This window comes from Brucella sp. TWI432, from assembly GCF_039674445.1.
Lineage (GTDB): Bacteria > Pseudomonadota > Alphaproteobacteria > Rhizobiales > Rhizobiaceae > Brucella > Brucella chromiisoli.
This window is the reverse complement of sequence record NZ_JBDJNL010000001.1, coordinates 572,677-588,593: the sequence shown is the minus strand read 5'-3', so window position 1 is coordinate 588,593 and position 15,917 is coordinate 572,677. Positions and strand designations below refer to the sequence as shown.

Below are 15,917 nucleotides of genomic sequence, written 5' to 3'. Positions count from 1 at the left end.
CCTGCCAAAGTGGCAGTTTCGCCGCGGAAAATAGGTGCTCGCAGCGGGATTCGCAAGTAAACTTAGAAAATCACCGCTGTTTGCGATAATCGCGGGGCGGCTTTTGCTTCTGACGAACAAAGGAGCGATTCATGCTGCGCGTATCGGTAAATCCGCTGGCGACGGCAACTTCCAGCAACGATAGCCCGGTTTCGGACAAAAGCTCGCGCGCCTTCTTGACCCGTAATTCTTCGCGCACCTCAAACGCCGTTCGCCCCACGGCCATGCGAAAACCGCGCTCCATCTGACGCACCGAAATGCCAAGCTTTCGCGCCACATCGATCATCGGCATCGGCTCTTCCAGCGTTTCCTCGAAAATGCGGATCGCCTTGCGGATCATCGGCGAGCGAACGCCGTTAAAGCTCAATGCCGGCTGTTCTGAACGCACCAGTTCGTAAGGGATCATCAGGATAGACGCGCTTTTACGGGCCAGTTCCTCAGAGATTTCATTCTGGATGATCGACAGCGAAAGCGATGCCGCGCCCAAGCCCCCCGCGCAGGTATAGTGACGGCCACTGCGATGAAAAAGACTTGTCGTATCGGCAGTATAGCCATCAAAAAGATCAAGAAAATCATCACGATGGAACCAGCTCACACAACAATTACGGTCGTCAAGCAACTCACTTTCGGCCAGCAGAAAGGCAGCCGTGCAAAGGCCGACCACAGTCTTGCCGCGCTTGTCTGCGCGTTTGATCAGATCAACCAATGCCTGCTGGCGCGGACGGTATTGTGCAAGCAGGCCACCAACAACTGCCACATAATCGCATTCATCGAGCGCCCCCAGCGGAGCGGTCGGCTCGATCACCATGCCGGAACTGGATGTCACCGGATCGCCCGATAAGGTGCAGATTTTCCAGGCGCAACGGATCTGGCGGCTTTTATCGCGATCATCGGCTGCGAGGCGAAACGGATCGAGAAACAGGCTGAGTGCCGTCAGCGTAAAGCCGGGCAGCGCAACGATACCGACAGATAGACGGCGCAATGGCGCATCTGCCGTTGTTTCCCGAACCTCATCCTTCCCTTTTTTCACCTGAGCTGTCCTCCACCACATCCCACTTTATATGAACGGGATCAGGAAGAACGCAATCACCTGAAATGCTTGGAGAGCTTGAGTTGCTGCGCCTGATAGTTCGATCCCAGATCGATACCATAGAGCGCCTTCGGGCGATTCAACATATGCTCATAAACAAGACGGCCGACAATCTGGCCATGTTCGAGAATGAACGGGACTTCATGACTGCGCACTTCCAGAACCGCACGGCTTCCCGTTCCACCAGCAGCGGTGTGACCAAAGCCCGGATCAAAGAAGCCTGCATAATGCACGCGAAATTCGCCGACCAGCGGGTCAAAAGGCGTCATTTCAGCCGCAAAAAGCGGCGGCACATGCACTGCTTCGCGCGAAACGAGGATATAGAACTCATCCGGGTCGAGCACCAATTCACGCGAACCGCGATCATAGATCGGCTCCCAAAAGTCGAGAACATCATGTGCCGCACGCTGATCGACATCCACAACCGCCGTGTGGTGCTTGCCACGATAGCCGATCAGCCTGTCTTTATCGCCCGAAAGATCGACCGAGAGTGCGATACCGCCGCCAGAAATATTTGGCTGTTCTGCCGCCACCAGCGTTTCATTCTGATGCAGTGTTGCAAGTTCTGCTTCAGTCAGCTGCGCACGTCCCTGACGGAAACGAATTTGCGACAGCCGCGAGCCGGTGCGCGCAACAATCGGGAAAGTACGTGGGCTGACTTCAAGATAAAGCGGGCCATTATACCCAGCAGGCACCTTGTCGAACTCCTGCGCGCCATCGGCGATAACGCGGGTGAAAATATCAAGGCGACCGGTCGAGCTTTTCGGATTGGCGGATGCAGACAATTCCGGCGACAGTGACAGGCTTTCAAGCAATGGCACGATATAGACGCAGCCAGTTTCAAGCACCGCTCCAGCGCTCAGATCGATCTCATGGAGTTTTAAGCGTTCCAGCTTGTCGATGACCGGCGTGCCCGGACCCGGCATGAAGGATGCGCGCACACGATAGGCTTTCGCACCCAGCCGCAAATCGAGGCTTGCAGGCTGAATCTGATCAGCATCCAATGGACGCGCAGATTTGAGCAAACCGCTTTCAAAGAGTGCTGCAATATCCGCATCTGCCAGAATGCCTGCTTCCCTCTGCGTCATGCCACTCAACTCCGTGAATTACTTAAAATCGGTCTATGACCATTGACCGCTCATAATAATCAAGACCAGCTTTTTAACGCTTTTTTAGCCAGTTTCCCCAGCTTTAAATTGCAACAACAGGATCGCTACGCGCCAATTTCTATTCTTCGCTCTTCTTCAAGCATTGACGGCCCCGCTCAAGAGGCATAAGGAAAAAGTGTTCCGTGGTGATTTGGCCGGCCGGCTTGCAGCCACGTTAAAGAATTCGCTAAAATAAGGCCGCGGTTCGTTACCGGCCTTTTGCGTGTTCGCGAGGCCGGTTTTTTATTGGCCGCCGAGGCATTTCCAGGCCCCGGCCGACCAGCTTTCGACAGGTTGGAAAAATGACGAATAAGACTACCCGTAAGTTTCGCCCGGCAACTCAGCTCGTTCATGCAGGATCGCTGCGTTCGGGCTTTGCAGAGTTGTCAGAAGCCCTTTATCTGACGCAAGGCTTTCTCTATCCGACAGCAGAAGCTGCCGAGGCCCGCTTCAAGGGCGAAGATCCGGGGTTCATCTATTCGCGTTATGCCAACCCGACCACAGATATGTTTGAAAAGCGCATGTGCGCGCTCGAAGGCGCGGAAGATGCGCGCGCTTTCACATCCGGCATGGCAGCCGTCGCCGCCTCTATTCTCTGTCAGGTACAGGCGGGCGAGCATGTTATCTGTGCGCGCGCCGTCTTCGGCTCGTCGCGTTACATCATTGAAACGCTTCTGCCTCGCTATGGCGTTGAGTTTTCGATCATCGACGGCTCAAAGATTGAAAACTGGAAAGCGGCTGTTCGTCCGAACACCAAAGTCATGCTGCTCGAAAGCCCGTCAAACCCGACGCTTGAGGTGATCGACATTGCAGCTGTCGCCGACATTGCCAATGAAATCGGCGCAAAGCTGATCGTTGATAACGTATTTGCAACGCCACTTTACCAGAAGCCTCTGGAACTCGGCGCGCATATTGTCGTCTATTCGACCACCAAGCATATTGACGGTCAGGGCCGCTGTCTGGGCGGGATCATTCTTTCCGATCAGGAATGGACCGAAGAAGTTCTCCAGCCTTACTTCCGTCATACCGGCCCCGGCATGAGCCCGTTCAATGCATGGATCATGCTGAAAGGTCTTGAAACGCTCGGCGTTCGCGTGCGTCAGCAGACGCAATCTGCCGCAGCCGTGGCCAATGCACTGGCTGGTCAGGCAGGTGTGAAGCAGGTCATTTATCCGGGCCGCGCCGATCACCCGCAGGCCGACATCATCGCCAAGCAGATGACTGGCGGCTCGACACTGATCGCGCTGGAACTCGAAGGCGGCAAGGAAGCTGCGTTCAAGTTCGAAAATGCTTTGCAGGTGTTCAGCATTTCCAACAATCTGGGCGATGCAAAGAGCATCATCACTCATCCGGCCACAACGACACATCAGAGCCTCACGGACGAAGCACGCGCGGAACTCGGCATTTCAGATGGTATGCTGCGCATCTCTGTCGGTCTGGAAGACCAGGATGATCTGGTTGAGGACGTGCTGGAAGCGCTTGCAGCCGCGCGCTAAAGATTGATGCCTAAACGACGCAATTGCCGGAACATTTCGGCAATTGCAATGCATTTGTCGGCATCAATTCGTTGACCTCCCGCGCAACTTTGGCGATAGCTTTATGTAGTATGTTTGATAAGACTTAAAGGCGGGTATGCATGTACAGAGCGGTAACGCGGGATATTGAGGTAACGGCTGAACCGTTTTATCTCGAAGACCAGTCCGAACCGGACGAAAATCGCTATGTCTGGGGCTACCGGATAACCATTGCCAACAATTCATCGCAGACCGTTCAGCTGCGCTCACGTTACTGGCAGATTACCGATGGCAATGGCCGCATCGAAGAGGTGAAGGGTGCTGGCGTCATCGGCGAGCAACCCACACTTAATCCGGGCGATTCTTATCAATACTCATCCGGTTGCCCTCTCAGCACCACATCCGGTGTTATGGTCGGGCGCTATCAAATGCAATTACCGGATGGGAGTGCCTTTGAAGTCGATATTCCCGCCTTTTCTCTGGATATTCCTGAAACAAGGCGAACACTGAATTAAAAAAGGCGCTTTTTTCAAAGCGCCTTTTTCATAATATTACTTCGCAAACTGTGCAGGATCGAACTCATAGGTCGTTGAGCAGAATTCACACGTCACGGAAATCTTGCCGTCCTGAATGCTGTCCTGAATTTCTTCCGCCGAGAAATTATTGAACACGCCTTCGATTTTGTCGCGCGAGCATGAGCAATTGTCCTCAACACGGATCGCTTCATAGATACGCACACCGCGCTCGTGGAACAGACGGTAAAGCAAACGTTCAGAGCCAACCTGTGGGTCGGTCAGTTCCGAGCTTTCGATTGTTCCGACCAGCGAACGCGCTTCATCCCATCCGTCATCTTCAAGATCAAGAACAACGGTGTTCTCATCGCCGTCACCACCCGGAAGATCGGGCACCCGTGCGCGCAGCTCCGATTCAGGCAGGAACTGGATCATCAGACCACCAGCGCGCCAGCGCTCGACAAGCTTACCATCACTGTCGCGCTCAACGAGCTTTGCAACGCTCAGCCGCATATCGGTCGCTATCTGTTCCGACTGACGGAAATAGGTGCGTGCGATCTCTTCCAGCGTTGATCCATCCAGCGCAACAATGCCCTGATAGCGCTGTGTATGCGCGCCCTGATCGACCGTGAAAGCAAGTGTTCCGCGACCAAGAAGTTCTTCAGGACGGGTTTTGCCAGCGCTCACCGCTTCCGCGACACGTTCGGCATCAAAGCGTGCATAGGCACGCACAGAATGCGGTGTGCGGAAATCCACGACCAGCATATCGACAGGCCCATCGGACTGCGTCTGGAAAATGAACTTCCCTTCGAATTTCAGCGATGTGCCAAGAAGCGTGGTCAGAACTGTTGCTTCTGCCAGAAGGCGTGCGACATGTTCGGGGTAGTTATGGCGTTTCAGAATGGCGTCGATTGTGCCGCCCAGTTGTACCGCGCGACCACGCACGTCGAGCCCTTCCACCTGGAAAGGCACAACGGCGTCATCGCCTGCGAAGTCGAAATTGTTCAGATCAATATGAACGACTTCAGCTTCATTTTGCTCTGCGCTGATCTTGTCAGACAAATTATGCTCCCAATCAGCTGCCTTGCAGGCACCACGCCAGAATAGCTTTCTGGGCGTGAAGCCTGTTTTCAGCTTCATCGAAGACGACCGATTGCGGGCCGTCGATCACCTCATTGGTCACTTCCTCTCCGCGATGTGCGGGCAGGCAGTGCATGAAAAGCGCCTGAGGGTCAGCTTTAGCCATCAGATCAGCATTCACCTGATAGGGCATAAAAACATTGTGGCCACGAGCATGATCTTCCTGCCCCATGGAAACCCAAGTGTCGGTCACGATGCAATCTGCATCGCGTGCCGCCAGATCAGGGTCCGCTGTGGACGTGATGTTCGCGCCGTTTGCCTTTGCCCAATCAATATATTGCTGCTTCGGCTCGCTGCCTTCCGGCGTTGCGATATTGACGTTGAAATCAAAACGCGCCGCAGCTTCCACAAGCGAATGCAAGACGTTGTTGCCGTCCCCCATCCAGGCAAAGGTCTTGCCTTTGATCGAGCCGCGATGTTCCTCATATGTAAGAACGTCAGCCATGATCTGACAAGGGTGTGTGTCGTCGGTCAGTGCATTAATAACCGGAACGGTTGCATATTCAGCCAGTTCCAGCATCCGATCATGCGATGTTGTGCGGATCATGATCGCGTCAACATAGCGCGAAAGCACCTTGGCCGTATCTGCAATGGTTTCACTGCGACCGAGCTGCATTTCCGAACCGGTCAACATGATCGTCTCGCCGCCAAGCTGACGCATACCAACATCAAACGACACACGGGTTCGCGTGGACGGCTTTTCGAAAATCATTGCCAGAACCTTGCCTGCGAAAGGCTTTTCGATCTCGCCAGCCTTCAGGCGCGCCTTGCGTGCCTTTGCGTCTTCCATGATCGCGCGCAATTCGTCAGCTGGAACCGTCGAGAGGTCAATGAAGTGCTTGATACCGTTGTTCGCCATGATCTTATGCCGTCTTGCTGGTCGGATTTGCGACAGAAAGCCGTTCAACGGCTGCTTCAATACGTGCCAATGCTTCACGCGCTTCTTCCGGTGTTGTCACCAGCGGAGGCAGAATACGCACGACATTATCGCCAGCGCCGACGCTGAGCAGATGCTCGTCGCGCAGAGCCTGAATAAGTGCCACGTTTGGAACAACACATTTGATACCCAGCAGCAGGCCGCGACCGCGCACTTCCGAAATGACATTCGGGAAACGATCGATGATCGATGCAAGGCCCTGCTTCATGGTGAGTGCTGTTTCTTGCACATTTTCCAGGAAACCATCGGCCAGCACGACATCGAGCACGGCATTGCCAACGGCCATAGCGAGCGGATTGCCGCCATAAGTGGTGCCATGCACACCAGCCGTCATGCCCTTGGCAGCTTCAGCCGTTGCAAGGCAAGCACCCATCGGGAAACCACCGCCGATACCCTTGGCGACTGCCATAATGTCTGGCGTGATGCCCGACCATTCATGCGCAAAGAGTTTGCCGGTCCGGCCAACGCCTGTCTGCACTTCGTCGAGGATCAGCAGCAGACCTTTTTCATCGCAGATCTTGCGCAGAAGGCGCATAAACTCTTCAGGGAAACCGCGCAGACCGCCCTCGCCCTGCACAGGCTCAAGCAGAATTGCTGCCGTTTCATCGGTGATGGCTGCACGCAATGCGGCTTCATCGCCGAATGGAACCTGATCGAAACCATCGACCTTCGGGCCAAAACCTTCAAGATACTTGGCCTGACCACCAGCGGCGATCGTTGCCAGCGTGCGGCCGTGGAATGCACCTTCAAAGGTAATGACACGGAAGCGTTCAGGATGGCCATTTACATAATGATAGCGACGCGCAGTCTTGATCGCACATTCAAGTGCTTCCGCACCGGAATTGGTAAAGAATACTTTGTCCGCAAAAGTCGCGTCGACCAGACGCTGACCCAGCTTTTCCTGACCCGGAACTTCATAAAGGTTCGACAGATGCCAAAGCTTATCAGCCTGCTCTTTGAGTGTACTCACCAGATGCGGATGAGAATGGCCCAGCGCATTAACCGCGATGCCAGCCGCAAAATCGAGATAACGCTCGCCGCTTTCGGTAATAAGCCAGATGCCTTCACCTCGCTCGAAGCGCAAAGCCGCACGATTATATGTGTCGTAAAGCGGTTGCACAGTCGTAACGTTGGTCATTGCAGCAGGCCTCCATTAGCCTTTTCATTGCAGCGCCTCCGGCAAGGGCCGGCCAGGCAGCGTTTCCCATACTAAAGTGGAAATAAAAAACCGCCCTCAAGGCGGCATTGTTTAATCCCGCGCGTATATTGGCGTTCACAAAAAAAATGTCAATCAAAGCCGACCCGGATAATCATGCATCTTTATGCATGAACTCATGCCGGAAACACACCTTATATAAGATAGGTGTCATGCAGCGCGGGGGTGGCATTCTGTGGATCAGGTGGATATATACCCCTGAGACGTTTTCCCTGACGGGTACCATCCATGAAAAATGCTTGCTAAATGGGCAAAGCTGACTCAGAAAAACCGTCATTATCACCCAAGTTGGGGAAAACCATAAAAATGGAATCCGCCTGACAAGGCTATCCCTTGTCATGGAGTCGTTCGATATTGTAGTTTCTTTTTTAAAGTTAAAACTACATTTCGTGCGACCGACCTAGTCACCCGGATAGATATAGTAATTGTGGCCGGAGCAATCCGGAAACGCGAGTGGATTCCGGATAACGAAAATTGATTGGAGCCCAGGGCGATGAACTGGACAGATGAGCGCGTCGAACTGCTGAAGAAATTATGGAACGAAGGCTTGAGTGCAAGCCAGATCGCAGCGCAGCTTGGCGGCGTCAGCCGCAACGCAGTGATCGGTAAAGTGCATCGCCTGAAGCTTTCGGGCCGCGGCAAAACGACCACGGCAGCGCCACGCAGTAAAAAAGTGAACACCGTTGCAGCGACCCCGCGTCCTGCAGCAACAAGCAATAGCACCGGTACCAGCCGCCCGCAGGCGACCACCACCATCCGCACCGCAACAGTTACGCAGACCGTTGGCGCAACTGCACTTCAGATGGAATATGTGGCTGATGCTGTAGCGGAGCGCGTTGTACGCCCCGCATCGGACGTTGTGGTTCCGATTTCGCGCAAGCTGACGCTTTTGCAGCTCAGCGAACGCACCTGCAAATGGCCAATCGGCGATCCGCTTAATGAAGATTTCCATTTCTGCGGCAGTGAATCCGGTGAATCAAGCCCCTATTGCAGCTATCATTCCAAGCTGGCTTTCCAGCCAACGGCAGAGCGTCGCCGCGCCCGCTGATGCAACGCGCAAACATTGCTCAATATCAAACCCCGGCAGCACCCTGCTCCGGGGTTTTTCTTTATCTGTAATCCTGATTGAAACCATTTTATTATGCGCGCTTTGGCAAACGCACAACAAACGTAGACCCTTCACCAAGTTGCGAACGCACGACAAGGCGTCCCCGATGGCGCGCCAGAATGTGTTTGACGATAGCAAGGCCAAGGCCCGTGCCTTTTTGTGCGCGGCTTGTCTCCACATCGATACGATAAAAGCGCTCCGTCAGGCGCGGCAGATGCTCAGTTGCAATACCGGGACCAAAATCCTGCACGGATGCAACCAGTTCCTGCCCCAGCTCTGTCTGTTCTTCATCAAGACGCAGGATTACCCGCTTGCCACCCTGTCCATATTTGCAGGCATTTTCTACCAGGTTCTGGAAGACCTGAATGAGTTCGTCACGCGTACCTGTGACATTGACCGGATGGTCCGGCAAATGGCGCTCAATCGTAACGTCAAGACCTGCCGCAAGCGGGCTTAGTGTATCAGCCACATGATTGAGCACTGCCGTCATATCCACACATTCGGTCACCGCCAGATGTGCCCGCATTTCAAGACGCGAGAGTGACAAAAGATCATCAATCAACCGCGACATGCGCTCGGCCTGCTTTTGCATAATACCCAGAAAGCGATCGCGCGCGGCTGCATCATTGCGTGCAGGCCCCTGCAAGGTTTCAATAAAGCCAAGCAGCGATGCAAGCGGCGTCCGCAATTCATGGCTCGCATTCGCGATGAAGTCCGAGCGCATGCGGTCGATGCGGCGGGTTTCACTCTGGTCGCGAAACAGCAACACGAAGAGTTCCGGCTTGCCGTCAGCATCACGCAAAGCCTTGACCATCGCCTTATACCACCGATCAATCGGCACACGCTCAAAATAATCGATGCTGCGTGGTTCGCCATCGGTAATGACGCTCTGAATAAGCCTGTGCATTTCCGGTGCACGAAAGCGCAGGTAAAGGGCCGTTCCAGGCTCAAGCGACTGAAATGCATCCATGGCCATGGCATTGACAAACAGCACCGTGCCGCGATGATCAAAGACAATCATCGGATCGGTCAGAAGATCGGCGAGACGCGCGCCCGACACGTCCGACATCTCGTTGATCTGTTTTTTTTGCTCCTGTTTGCGAGCTGGCTCATCGTCACCCGTTGCACTGGAAACCCAGACCGCTCCAATCAGCACCATGATGAGCAGGGCGGCACGAAACCAGATTGGCAAGTCCAGCGCCAGAATGCAGGGAATCAGCACGACGCTGGCAAAAATCACGCCTTTTACACGAAACAGCGGTGCAAAAAGAGATTCATCCTTTGCGGGCTCCGCAACATCCCCGCCGTTGCCTTCACTCATTCTGCACTCCTTTTACGCTCGCAGTATCGAAGCGATCTGTTTTTCGATAGCATCCCTGCAAAATCAGAAACAGCATCCTTTACGCGCCTTATAAACAGCCCATATCATAGATGAGCATTTGCGGGCACGTTTCGGTGCGTGCCCTATATAAACCAAGGGAGCCTATCGTGGGTGACAGTTCGAAGACAGCTAACAACAAGAAGACCGAAATAGACCCTACGAAACTCGCTGATAAGCCCATAAAGATAAAAATCGCTGGTGAAACGCATAAGTTCGACATCAACGACCCCAAGCTTCCGGACTGGATTGAAAACAACGCGCTGCAATCGGGCGGGTATCCCTACCCCGAGAAGATGAAGTTAAAAGACTACGAGGAAACGCTTGAGCGACTTCAGATAGAGCTCGTCAAGCTGCAATACTGGCTGCAAAAGACCGGAGAACGGGTCATCAGCGTCTTTGAAGGCAGGGACGCAGCCGGAAAGGGCGGCACGATTTTTACCGTCCGGCAGTATATGAACCCGCGTACTGCACGCAATGTTGCGCTTCCCAAGCCAACCGAAACCGAGCGTGGCCAGTGGTATTTTCAGCGCTATGTCCAACATTTCCCCACGTCCGGCGAGTTCGTGACCTTTGATCGCTCCTGGTACAATCGCGCGGGTGTTGAACGGGTCATGCAGTTTTGCACAGCCCAGCAGCTTGAAACATTTCTCACCGAAACACCTGATTTCGAGCGTATGATCGTGACCGAAGGTATTCACTTGTTCAAGTTCTGGCTGGATATTGGTCAGGAAATGCAGCTCAAGCGCTTTCACGAGCGTCGCCATAGTCCGCTCAAAAACTGGAAATTCTCTCCGATGGACATTGCAGGCATATCGCGCTGGGATGATTATTCAGCGGCATTGCAAACCATGCTTGCGCGCACTGACACAGGCTATGCACCCTGGACAATCATCCGCTCCAACGACAAGCGGCGGGCAAGACTGGCCGCGATGCGACGCATCTTGCTCACCTTGCCATATGAAGACCGTGATCTTGCGGCCATCGGGCCAGAAGATCAGTCCATCATCGGTCGTGGGGCTGCATTTCTTGCATCCAAAATTGCGCAGTCCTCTTCATCTGGCACATAGAAAAAGGATGGCTGGTGCGGAGTCTTTTCCCAAAGATGAGGCTTTCGCACCAGTTGCCAAACTGCGCGCCACGCAGAGACTGAAATTAAAATCCAATAAGCGGGTATGGCCAGAATATGGAAATATCCACCCAGTTCGGTTGGTTCCATAGTTTTGGAGCCGAGCACATAAAAACTCAGATAAGCAAGCATGATATTCACCATATCGATGCGAAGAAGCCAGATGTTATCGGCGTCAAGTGGCATAAATATCATGCTCACGAACAACAGAGCCACCGTCATCAGCATGAATGGATGCAAAAGCGCTGATGCAATGATCCCCAAAGTGTAAATCTGATTGATCGTAAAACGCCACCAGCCAAGCTCGCGGGATGCCGCATAGGGATTGCGTCCGTGCACAAGCCATGTTTGCATCCACCCCTTGATCCAGCGCGTGCGCTGCTTGTGCCACACGCTGTAACTGATCGGTGCATCTTCAATCGTTCCCCGAGTGATGACACTGATGCCATAACCAAAACGCGCCAGACGCAAACCGAGATCGGCGTCTTCCGTGACGTTATAAGCATCCCATCCACCAACTTGCTCCAAGCAAGAGCGGCGAAAATGGTTTGATGTCCCGCCCAGCGGAATAACGAGACGGCGGGATGCAAGCCAAGGCAGAAGACCGCGAAAAAGCGCCGCATATTCAAATGAAAACATACGCGTCAGCAGGTTTTCCCTAAAATTTGCGATAATGAGCGGCGCTTGAACGCAGGCAAGCACCGGACCTTCCCGCTGAAACGCCTGCCAGGCTTCGAGAAGCTGGTCAGGGTGCGGACGATCTTCTGCATCAAAGACGGCAATTATCTCGCCGCGCGTAAACTGGAGCGCGTAATTGAGTGCTTTCGGCTTTGTCTGCGGTCCGCCCGTTGGAACAAGAATGACTTCATAATTCCTCGGCAGCCTGCAACGCCGAATGGGTGCAAGCGTGTCGAAATCGTCCTTCTCGCAGATCAGTTTTATATCGAGTTTACTGCGCGGCCAATTTATTTGGTCAAGTGCCGCGATCAACTGCCCGACAACCGCCTGCTCGCGGTAAAGCGGAACAAGAACGGAATAGACAGGCAGATCGCGTCTGTGAAAGGGAGCGATCTGTGACAAACGAAGACGACGGCTTGAAACTGCCGCAAACAATCGAATGAGAACGCAACCTAAAAAGAACAGGGTTAGGCTGCTATGAAGCGCGAATATTGTTTGCATCGGCCAGATTACGATACCCGCTACAAAAGCATATAACCCCATGGCGATGAGAAAAGCCTGAGGCGTCTCCAGCACCCGCGACGCAGAAAAACTCTTCGGCGTCATGGAATGCGCTCTGACGATCAACTCTTTCTGGTGGCGTTGCCGCAAAATCTGCTTCAGCAGGGAATGAGTGCATATCCGTATGCGTCCACGCAGTTCTGGAGCGCGACGCAGGTGTTCAAGAAGCCGTGCCGTTCGACGCTCATTCGGCGCAAGATATAAGTAGGTTGAGCCGTCATGGCCCAAAACCATTGCCTGCCCCACCTCCACCTCTGATGCAGCCGCCTCCCCCGAAACAAAGATACGCGATGGCAAGATCTCTTCGGTGAATGGAAGGTTCAGATAATCTGCAATCGCCTCGAAAAGCATCGTCTCCGTAACAGCCTGTTCGTGCTGAATTTCCTCGCAAAAACTCGTTCCATTGACGCGCGCTGTTTCATAGGCCCGTTTCAGGCAACTGCGCGACACACCTCGCCGCTCCAATCTGGCGGATATGGCTGTGCATACCCCCAGATCGAACGCAATCGATCCACTACTCATAGTACCCCCGCACTAAACGCAGTATTAATTTAATTAAATGTAATATTTTCTCGATTATTCTCCACAATCAATATTATTTACTAAATTACTTTATGGAGAAATACCTACATATAAAATGTACTCCATTTTAATTTAAATAGAAATAAGATTCTTTAATCCTTCATTAATATTTTTATTTAAGACATGCTGCAACAGGGCCTCTCCTTCTGGTAAACCTCCGTTAACGCGAAATTATCAGATAATGCTTATACGAAGTAGCGATGAAACGACCCCTTTTGAGCATAGCGGTCGCAGCGTGTTGGCTTCTAGGCGGCCATCCTGCACATGCACAATCCGCACCCAAGGCACCTGACTTCTTTAACCAGAAGGAAAGGCTGACCCTGCCGTCCTTACAGGGGCTGAACAGGTTACGCTTTATAACGACGCTCGACTTTCCACCGTTTAATTCGCTCAACGAGGCGGGGCAGCTTTCCGGCTATAATGTCGATCTGGCAAAAGCGCTTTGTGCTCAAATGGGATTAGACGACATTTGCCAGATTGAAGCTGCCCCTTGGAACGAGCTTGAAGAGAAACTTGAAAGTGGTGCGGCCGAAGCCATAATTGCTGGTTTGAGCGCAAATTCACAAAACCGGGGGAAATTTATCTTCACCCGTGCATATATGCGTCTGCCTGCACGCTTTGTAACAACCAAAGCCAAGTTCTTTGCGCAGCCTGCTGCAATTGCGGTAGAGGGAAAAAATATCGGCGTCATAACAGGCACCGCACATGAGCAACTTTTAAAGGCTTATTTTCCGCAAGCCATTGCCAAACCCTATCCAAACCGCGCAGAACTTCTGGCGGCACTGCAAAAAGGCGAAACAGAGGCCGCCTTTGATGACGGAATGGCGTTGTCTTTCTGGCTTGAAGGCGAGGATGCCAATGATTGCTGCACCTTTACAGATGGACCTTATCTCGCGCCGCAATATTTAGGCCCCGGCCTGAGCATAGCTGTCACACAGAAAAATGCGCCGCTGGCAAGCGCCTTCAACAATGCACTTCAATCGCTGCAACAGCAGGGTAAGCTTACAGAACTCTATCTGCGCTATTTCCCCACCAGCTTTTATTAGGGTCCGTGGACAATAAATTCTGTTCTAAAGCCAAAAAGCACGAGCATGAGACGGCAGTTTTTTTAAACAACGTTCGAATGTGACTTCATCTACATACTTGCGCAGAACGCAGGCAACATCATTAATTGCAGTATCAGGGGAGAAATTGTGATTCTTGCGAAGCTGCTTCACCTCGTCTGTCATCAAGTCCCGATCCCATGATTTTTCTTGCAGCTCATTGGTGTTCCAATCGCTAACGAATAAAGCCCGGAGCATTGCAGGCAAGACTTGCACAAATGAAATCGCATCATGAATACTCAGCCTGCGCCTGAAACAAAAAAACACTCCTTGCGTCGTTGTATATGCTTGGTGTCTGGAACCTAAATTCGTTTTCATAGCGACATCTGCCAGAAAATTATCGAATTCTTTAGCCGCAAGCCTGTATTCCATTGGTATAGGCATTGAAAATTCCTAATTTTTGCCAATCGACGGTGCTGGTGTCTGTCGACACGAATGTTTTAATCGCGATCTCGTTTCTGATTCAAGCCTCCCAATTGGAGATTTGAATGGACGAAACATGGTTTGTGGTATCGGACGCGGCGTGCTCCCGCATTGAGCCCTTGCTTGTCGGCAAGCAAGGGGATCGAGGAGTAACTGGCAAAGATAACCGCGTGTTTCTTGAAGCCGTTCTGTGGAGAGTGCGTACGGGATTGCCACGGCGTGATCCCCCAACGGCGTTCGGAAACTGGAACAGCGTGTTCCGACGTTTTCGCCGTTGGGCCAAAGCCGGGGTGTTCGAGCGGCTTGTCAAAGGTATCCGGGGCGTCCCGGACTTCGAGTACGCGCTCATAGACGGCACGATAGTCCAGGCTCAACAGAAGGCCAGTGGCGCAAAAGGGGGACTCAACCTCAGGCTATCGGGCGTTCGCGCGGCGAATTGACCACCAAAATCGTCGCCCTGGTCGATGCGCTTGGAAACCTGTTCAACTTTCACCTGTTGCCCGGGCAAGCCCATGACATGAAAGGTGTTGCCCCGCTCATCGACAATGTGTCGTTCGGAGCGCTGCTCGCGGATAAGGCATTCGATGCGGACTGGTTGCTTTCAGAACTCGATCAGCGTGGTACAGCGGCGGTTATTCCACCAAAAGCAAACAGAAAGACGCAGCGCGACTTTGATCGCCATGCATACAGGTGGCGACACCTGATCGAAAATTTCTTTGCGAAGATCAAGGAATTTGGAGCAATCGCAACGCGGTACGAGAAAACTGCCTTTAGTTACGCTGCAAACTGGCACCTCGTCGCAACCATCATCGCGTTAAAGTAAATGTCCACAGACCCTAGTGCATAAGCCCCATCAGCACGGACCAAGAATTCCAGAATTTATGCTTTGAGCAAGAGGCTTCCAATCAAAACGCGCCCCAAAGTGCCGCGCGAAAGCAGATCTCTGCATTGAGACGTGCGGCAATTTTGCGCCATTTTGTCGCACACCGTCGCAATCAGCCAATCTAATTTTCAGTAATTTTTGAAAATTCCGACCATTCGATACTTACAGTAAAGAAGTAAAATTATTTAAAATCAAAATATTGATAGGGTTTTTCTCGAAAAACTAGCAGGATTTTTTTGATACCGTGCATTTTTCATGTCGCTTTTATCATATTTTCTCAATAAATCCAGACATTTATTTACGCTTGAAGATTTTCTCTTTTAATCGATAATCAAAATCGAGGAAAAGGAGGAGTTATACATGTACCAGGGCATCAGCACACATTGGCACAAGTCTCCTGCGCAGACACAGCGCTCGCCGAATGAAGCTACTTATGTATTCTTCGGTATATTTTTGGCATGCCTGACAGTACCCGC

The 15,917-nt window shown here is 52.5% G+C and carries 14 protein-coding genes and 1 riboswitch; of the genes, 6 read left to right on the top strand and 8 right to left on the bottom strand.

Annotated features, from left to right (window positions below):
- Positions 1 to 70: 70 nt before the first annotated feature.
- Positions 71 to 1,090 (bottom strand): GlxA family transcriptional regulator, encoded by a 1,020-nt coding sequence (locus ABE527_RS02900; RefSeq protein ID WP_499696079.1) that lies wholly within the window; start codon positions 1,088 to 1,090, stop codon positions 71 to 73.
- Between the two features lie 35 nt (positions 1,091 to 1,125).
- Positions 1,126 to 2,217: a 2'-deoxycytidine 5'-triphosphate deaminase gene (locus ABE527_RS02895; protein WP_499696078.1), complete on the bottom strand. Its 1,092-nt coding sequence runs from the start codon at positions 2,215 to 2,217 to the stop codon at positions 1,126 to 1,128.
- Positions 2,218 to 2,410: 193 nt separating this feature from the next.
- Positions 2,411 to 2,491: riboswitch (SAM riboswitch) on the top strand.
- A gap of 88 nt (positions 2,492 to 2,579) precedes the next feature.
- Between ABE527_RS02895 and ABE527_RS02890 the strand changes: the two genes are divergently transcribed.
- Both ABE527_RS02890 and apaG read left to right on the top strand, forming a co-directional pair.
- Positions 2,580 to 3,773 (top strand): O-succinylhomoserine sulfhydrylase, encoded by a 1,194-nt coding sequence (locus tag ABE527_RS02890; protein WP_499696077.1) that lies wholly within the window; start codon positions 2,580 to 2,582, stop codon positions 3,771 to 3,773.
- 140 nt (positions 3,774 to 3,913) lie between these two features.
- The gene (gene apaG / locus ABE527_RS02885) at positions 3,914 to 4,306 is read left to right on the top strand and encodes a Co2+/Mg2+ efflux facilitator ApaG/CorD (RefSeq protein ID WP_499696076.1); all 393 of its coding nucleotides are present in this window, start codon (positions 3,914 to 3,916) and stop codon (positions 4,304 to 4,306) included.
- A gap of 36 nt (positions 4,307 to 4,342) precedes the next feature.
- Here the strand turns inward: apaG and ABE527_RS02880 are convergent, their stop codons facing one another.
- The 3 genes from ABE527_RS02880 to ABE527_RS02870 are packed head-to-tail and all read right to left on the bottom strand — an operon-like array spanning position 4,343 to position 7,518.
- Positions 4,343 to 5,365, bottom strand: a complete 1,023-nt coding sequence (locus ABE527_RS02880; RefSeq protein ID WP_499696075.1) for an Hsp33 family molecular chaperone — start codon at positions 5,363 to 5,365, stop codon at positions 4,343 to 4,345.
- A gap of 13 nt (positions 5,366 to 5,378) precedes the next feature.
- The gene (gene argF, locus ABE527_RS02875) at positions 5,379 to 6,302 is read right to left on the bottom strand and encodes an ornithine carbamoyltransferase (protein WP_499696074.1); all 924 of its coding nucleotides are present in this window, start codon (positions 6,300 to 6,302) and stop codon (positions 5,379 to 5,381) included.
- Positions 6,303 to 6,306: 4 nt separating this feature from the next.
- Positions 6,307 to 7,518 (bottom strand): aspartate aminotransferase family protein, encoded by a 1,212-nt coding sequence (locus tag ABE527_RS02870; protein ID WP_499696073.1) that lies wholly within the window; start codon positions 7,516 to 7,518, stop codon positions 6,307 to 6,309.
- 571 nt (positions 7,519 to 8,089) lie between these two features.
- Here ABE527_RS02870 and ABE527_RS02865 point away from each other — a divergent pair.
- Positions 8,090 to 8,644 (top strand): GcrA family cell cycle regulator, encoded by a 555-nt coding sequence (locus ABE527_RS02865; RefSeq protein WP_265982943.1) that lies wholly within the window; start codon positions 8,090 to 8,092, stop codon positions 8,642 to 8,644.
- A gap of 91 nt (positions 8,645 to 8,735) precedes the next feature.
- Here ABE527_RS02865 and ABE527_RS02860 read toward each other — a convergent pair whose 3' ends face one another.
- Entirely contained in the window at positions 8,736 to 10,025 is a 1,290-nt protein-coding gene (locus ABE527_RS02860) for an ATP-binding protein (protein WP_499696072.1), read from the bottom strand.
- Between the two features lie 167 nt (positions 10,026 to 10,192).
- On the opposite strand from ABE527_RS02860, the gene ppk2 reads away from it, so the two are divergent.
- Positions 10,193 to 11,152 (top strand): polyphosphate kinase 2, encoded by a 960-nt coding sequence (gene ppk2 / locus ABE527_RS02855; RefSeq protein ID WP_499696071.1) that lies wholly within the window; start codon positions 10,193 to 10,195, stop codon positions 11,150 to 11,152.
- Here ppk2 and ABE527_RS02850 read toward each other — a convergent pair.
- On the bottom strand, positions 11,080 to 12,972 hold the full coding sequence (locus tag ABE527_RS02850) for a glycosyltransferase family 2 protein (protein WP_499696070.1): 1,893 nt from the start codon (positions 12,970 to 12,972) through the stop codon (positions 11,080 to 11,082). The two genes, ppk2 and ABE527_RS02850, sit on opposite strands and share 73 nt — an antisense overlap.
- 260 nt (positions 12,973 to 13,232) lie before the next feature.
- On the opposite strand from ABE527_RS02850, the gene ABE527_RS02845 reads away from it, so the two are divergent.
- A complete protein-coding gene (locus tag ABE527_RS02845; protein WP_499696069.1) occupies positions 13,233 to 14,078 on the top strand; it encodes a transporter substrate-binding domain-containing protein in 846 nt (281 codons plus the stop codon).
- A 24-nt stretch (positions 14,079 to 14,102) separates the two neighbouring features.
- On the opposite strand, the gene ABE527_RS02840 is transcribed toward ABE527_RS02845, so the two are convergent.
- A complete protein-coding gene (locus tag ABE527_RS02840) occupies positions 14,103 to 14,519 on the bottom strand; it encodes a DUF2267 domain-containing protein (RefSeq protein ID WP_396997710.1) in 417 nt (138 codons plus the stop codon).
- Between the two features lie 104 nt (positions 14,520 to 14,623).
- Between ABE527_RS02840 and ABE527_RS02835 the strand changes: the two genes are divergently transcribed.
- Positions 14,624 to 15,381, top strand: a protein-coding gene (locus tag ABE527_RS02835) for an IS5 family transposase (RefSeq protein WP_499696068.1) whose coding sequence is annotated in 2 segments (ribosomal slippage) — positions 14,624 to 14,960 and positions 14,960 to 15,381 — 759 coding nt in all. Because the reading frame shifts where the segments join, the coding sequence is not laid out codon by codon here.
- The last annotated feature ends 536 nt before the right edge of the window (positions 15,382 to 15,917 follow it).

Coding starts and splice junctions, on each gene's coding strand:
- ABE527_RS02845 (WP_499696069.1), top strand. CDS start 13,233: ATGAAACGACCCCTTTTGAGCATAGCGGTCGCAGCGTGTTGGCTTCTA.
- ABE527_RS02890 (WP_499696077.1), top strand. CDS start 2,580: ATGACGAATAAGACTACCCGTAAGTTTCGCCCGGCAACTCAGCTCGTT.
- ABE527_RS02840 (WP_396997710.1), bottom strand. CDS start 14,519: ATGCCTATACCAATGGAATACAGGCTTGCGGCTAAAGAATTCGATAAT.
- ABE527_RS02865 (WP_265982943.1), top strand. CDS start 8,090: ATGAACTGGACAGATGAGCGCGTCGAACTGCTGAAGAAATTATGGAAC.
- apaG (WP_499696076.1), top strand. CDS start 3,914: ATGTACAGAGCGGTAACGCGGGATATTGAGGTAACGGCTGAACCGTTT.
- argF (WP_499696074.1), bottom strand. CDS start 6,302: ATGGCGAACAACGGTATCAAGCACTTCATTGACCTCTCGACGGTTCCA.
- ABE527_RS02870 (WP_499696073.1), bottom strand. CDS start 7,518: ATGACCAACGTTACGACTGTGCAACCGCTTTACGACACATATAATCGT.
- ABE527_RS02900 (WP_499696079.1), bottom strand. CDS start 1,090: ATGTGGTGGAGGACAGCTCAGGTGAAAAAAGGGAAGGATGAGGTTCGG.
- ABE527_RS02850 (WP_499696070.1), bottom strand. CDS start 12,972: ATGAGTAGTGGATCGATTGCGTTCGATCTGGGGGTATGCACAGCCATA.
- ABE527_RS02860 (WP_499696072.1), bottom strand. CDS start 10,025: ATGAGTGAAGGCAACGGCGGGGATGTTGCGGAGCCCGCAAAGGATGAA.
- ABE527_RS02895 (WP_499696078.1), bottom strand. CDS start 2,217: ATGACGCAGAGGGAAGCAGGCATTCTGGCAGATGCGGATATTGCAGCA.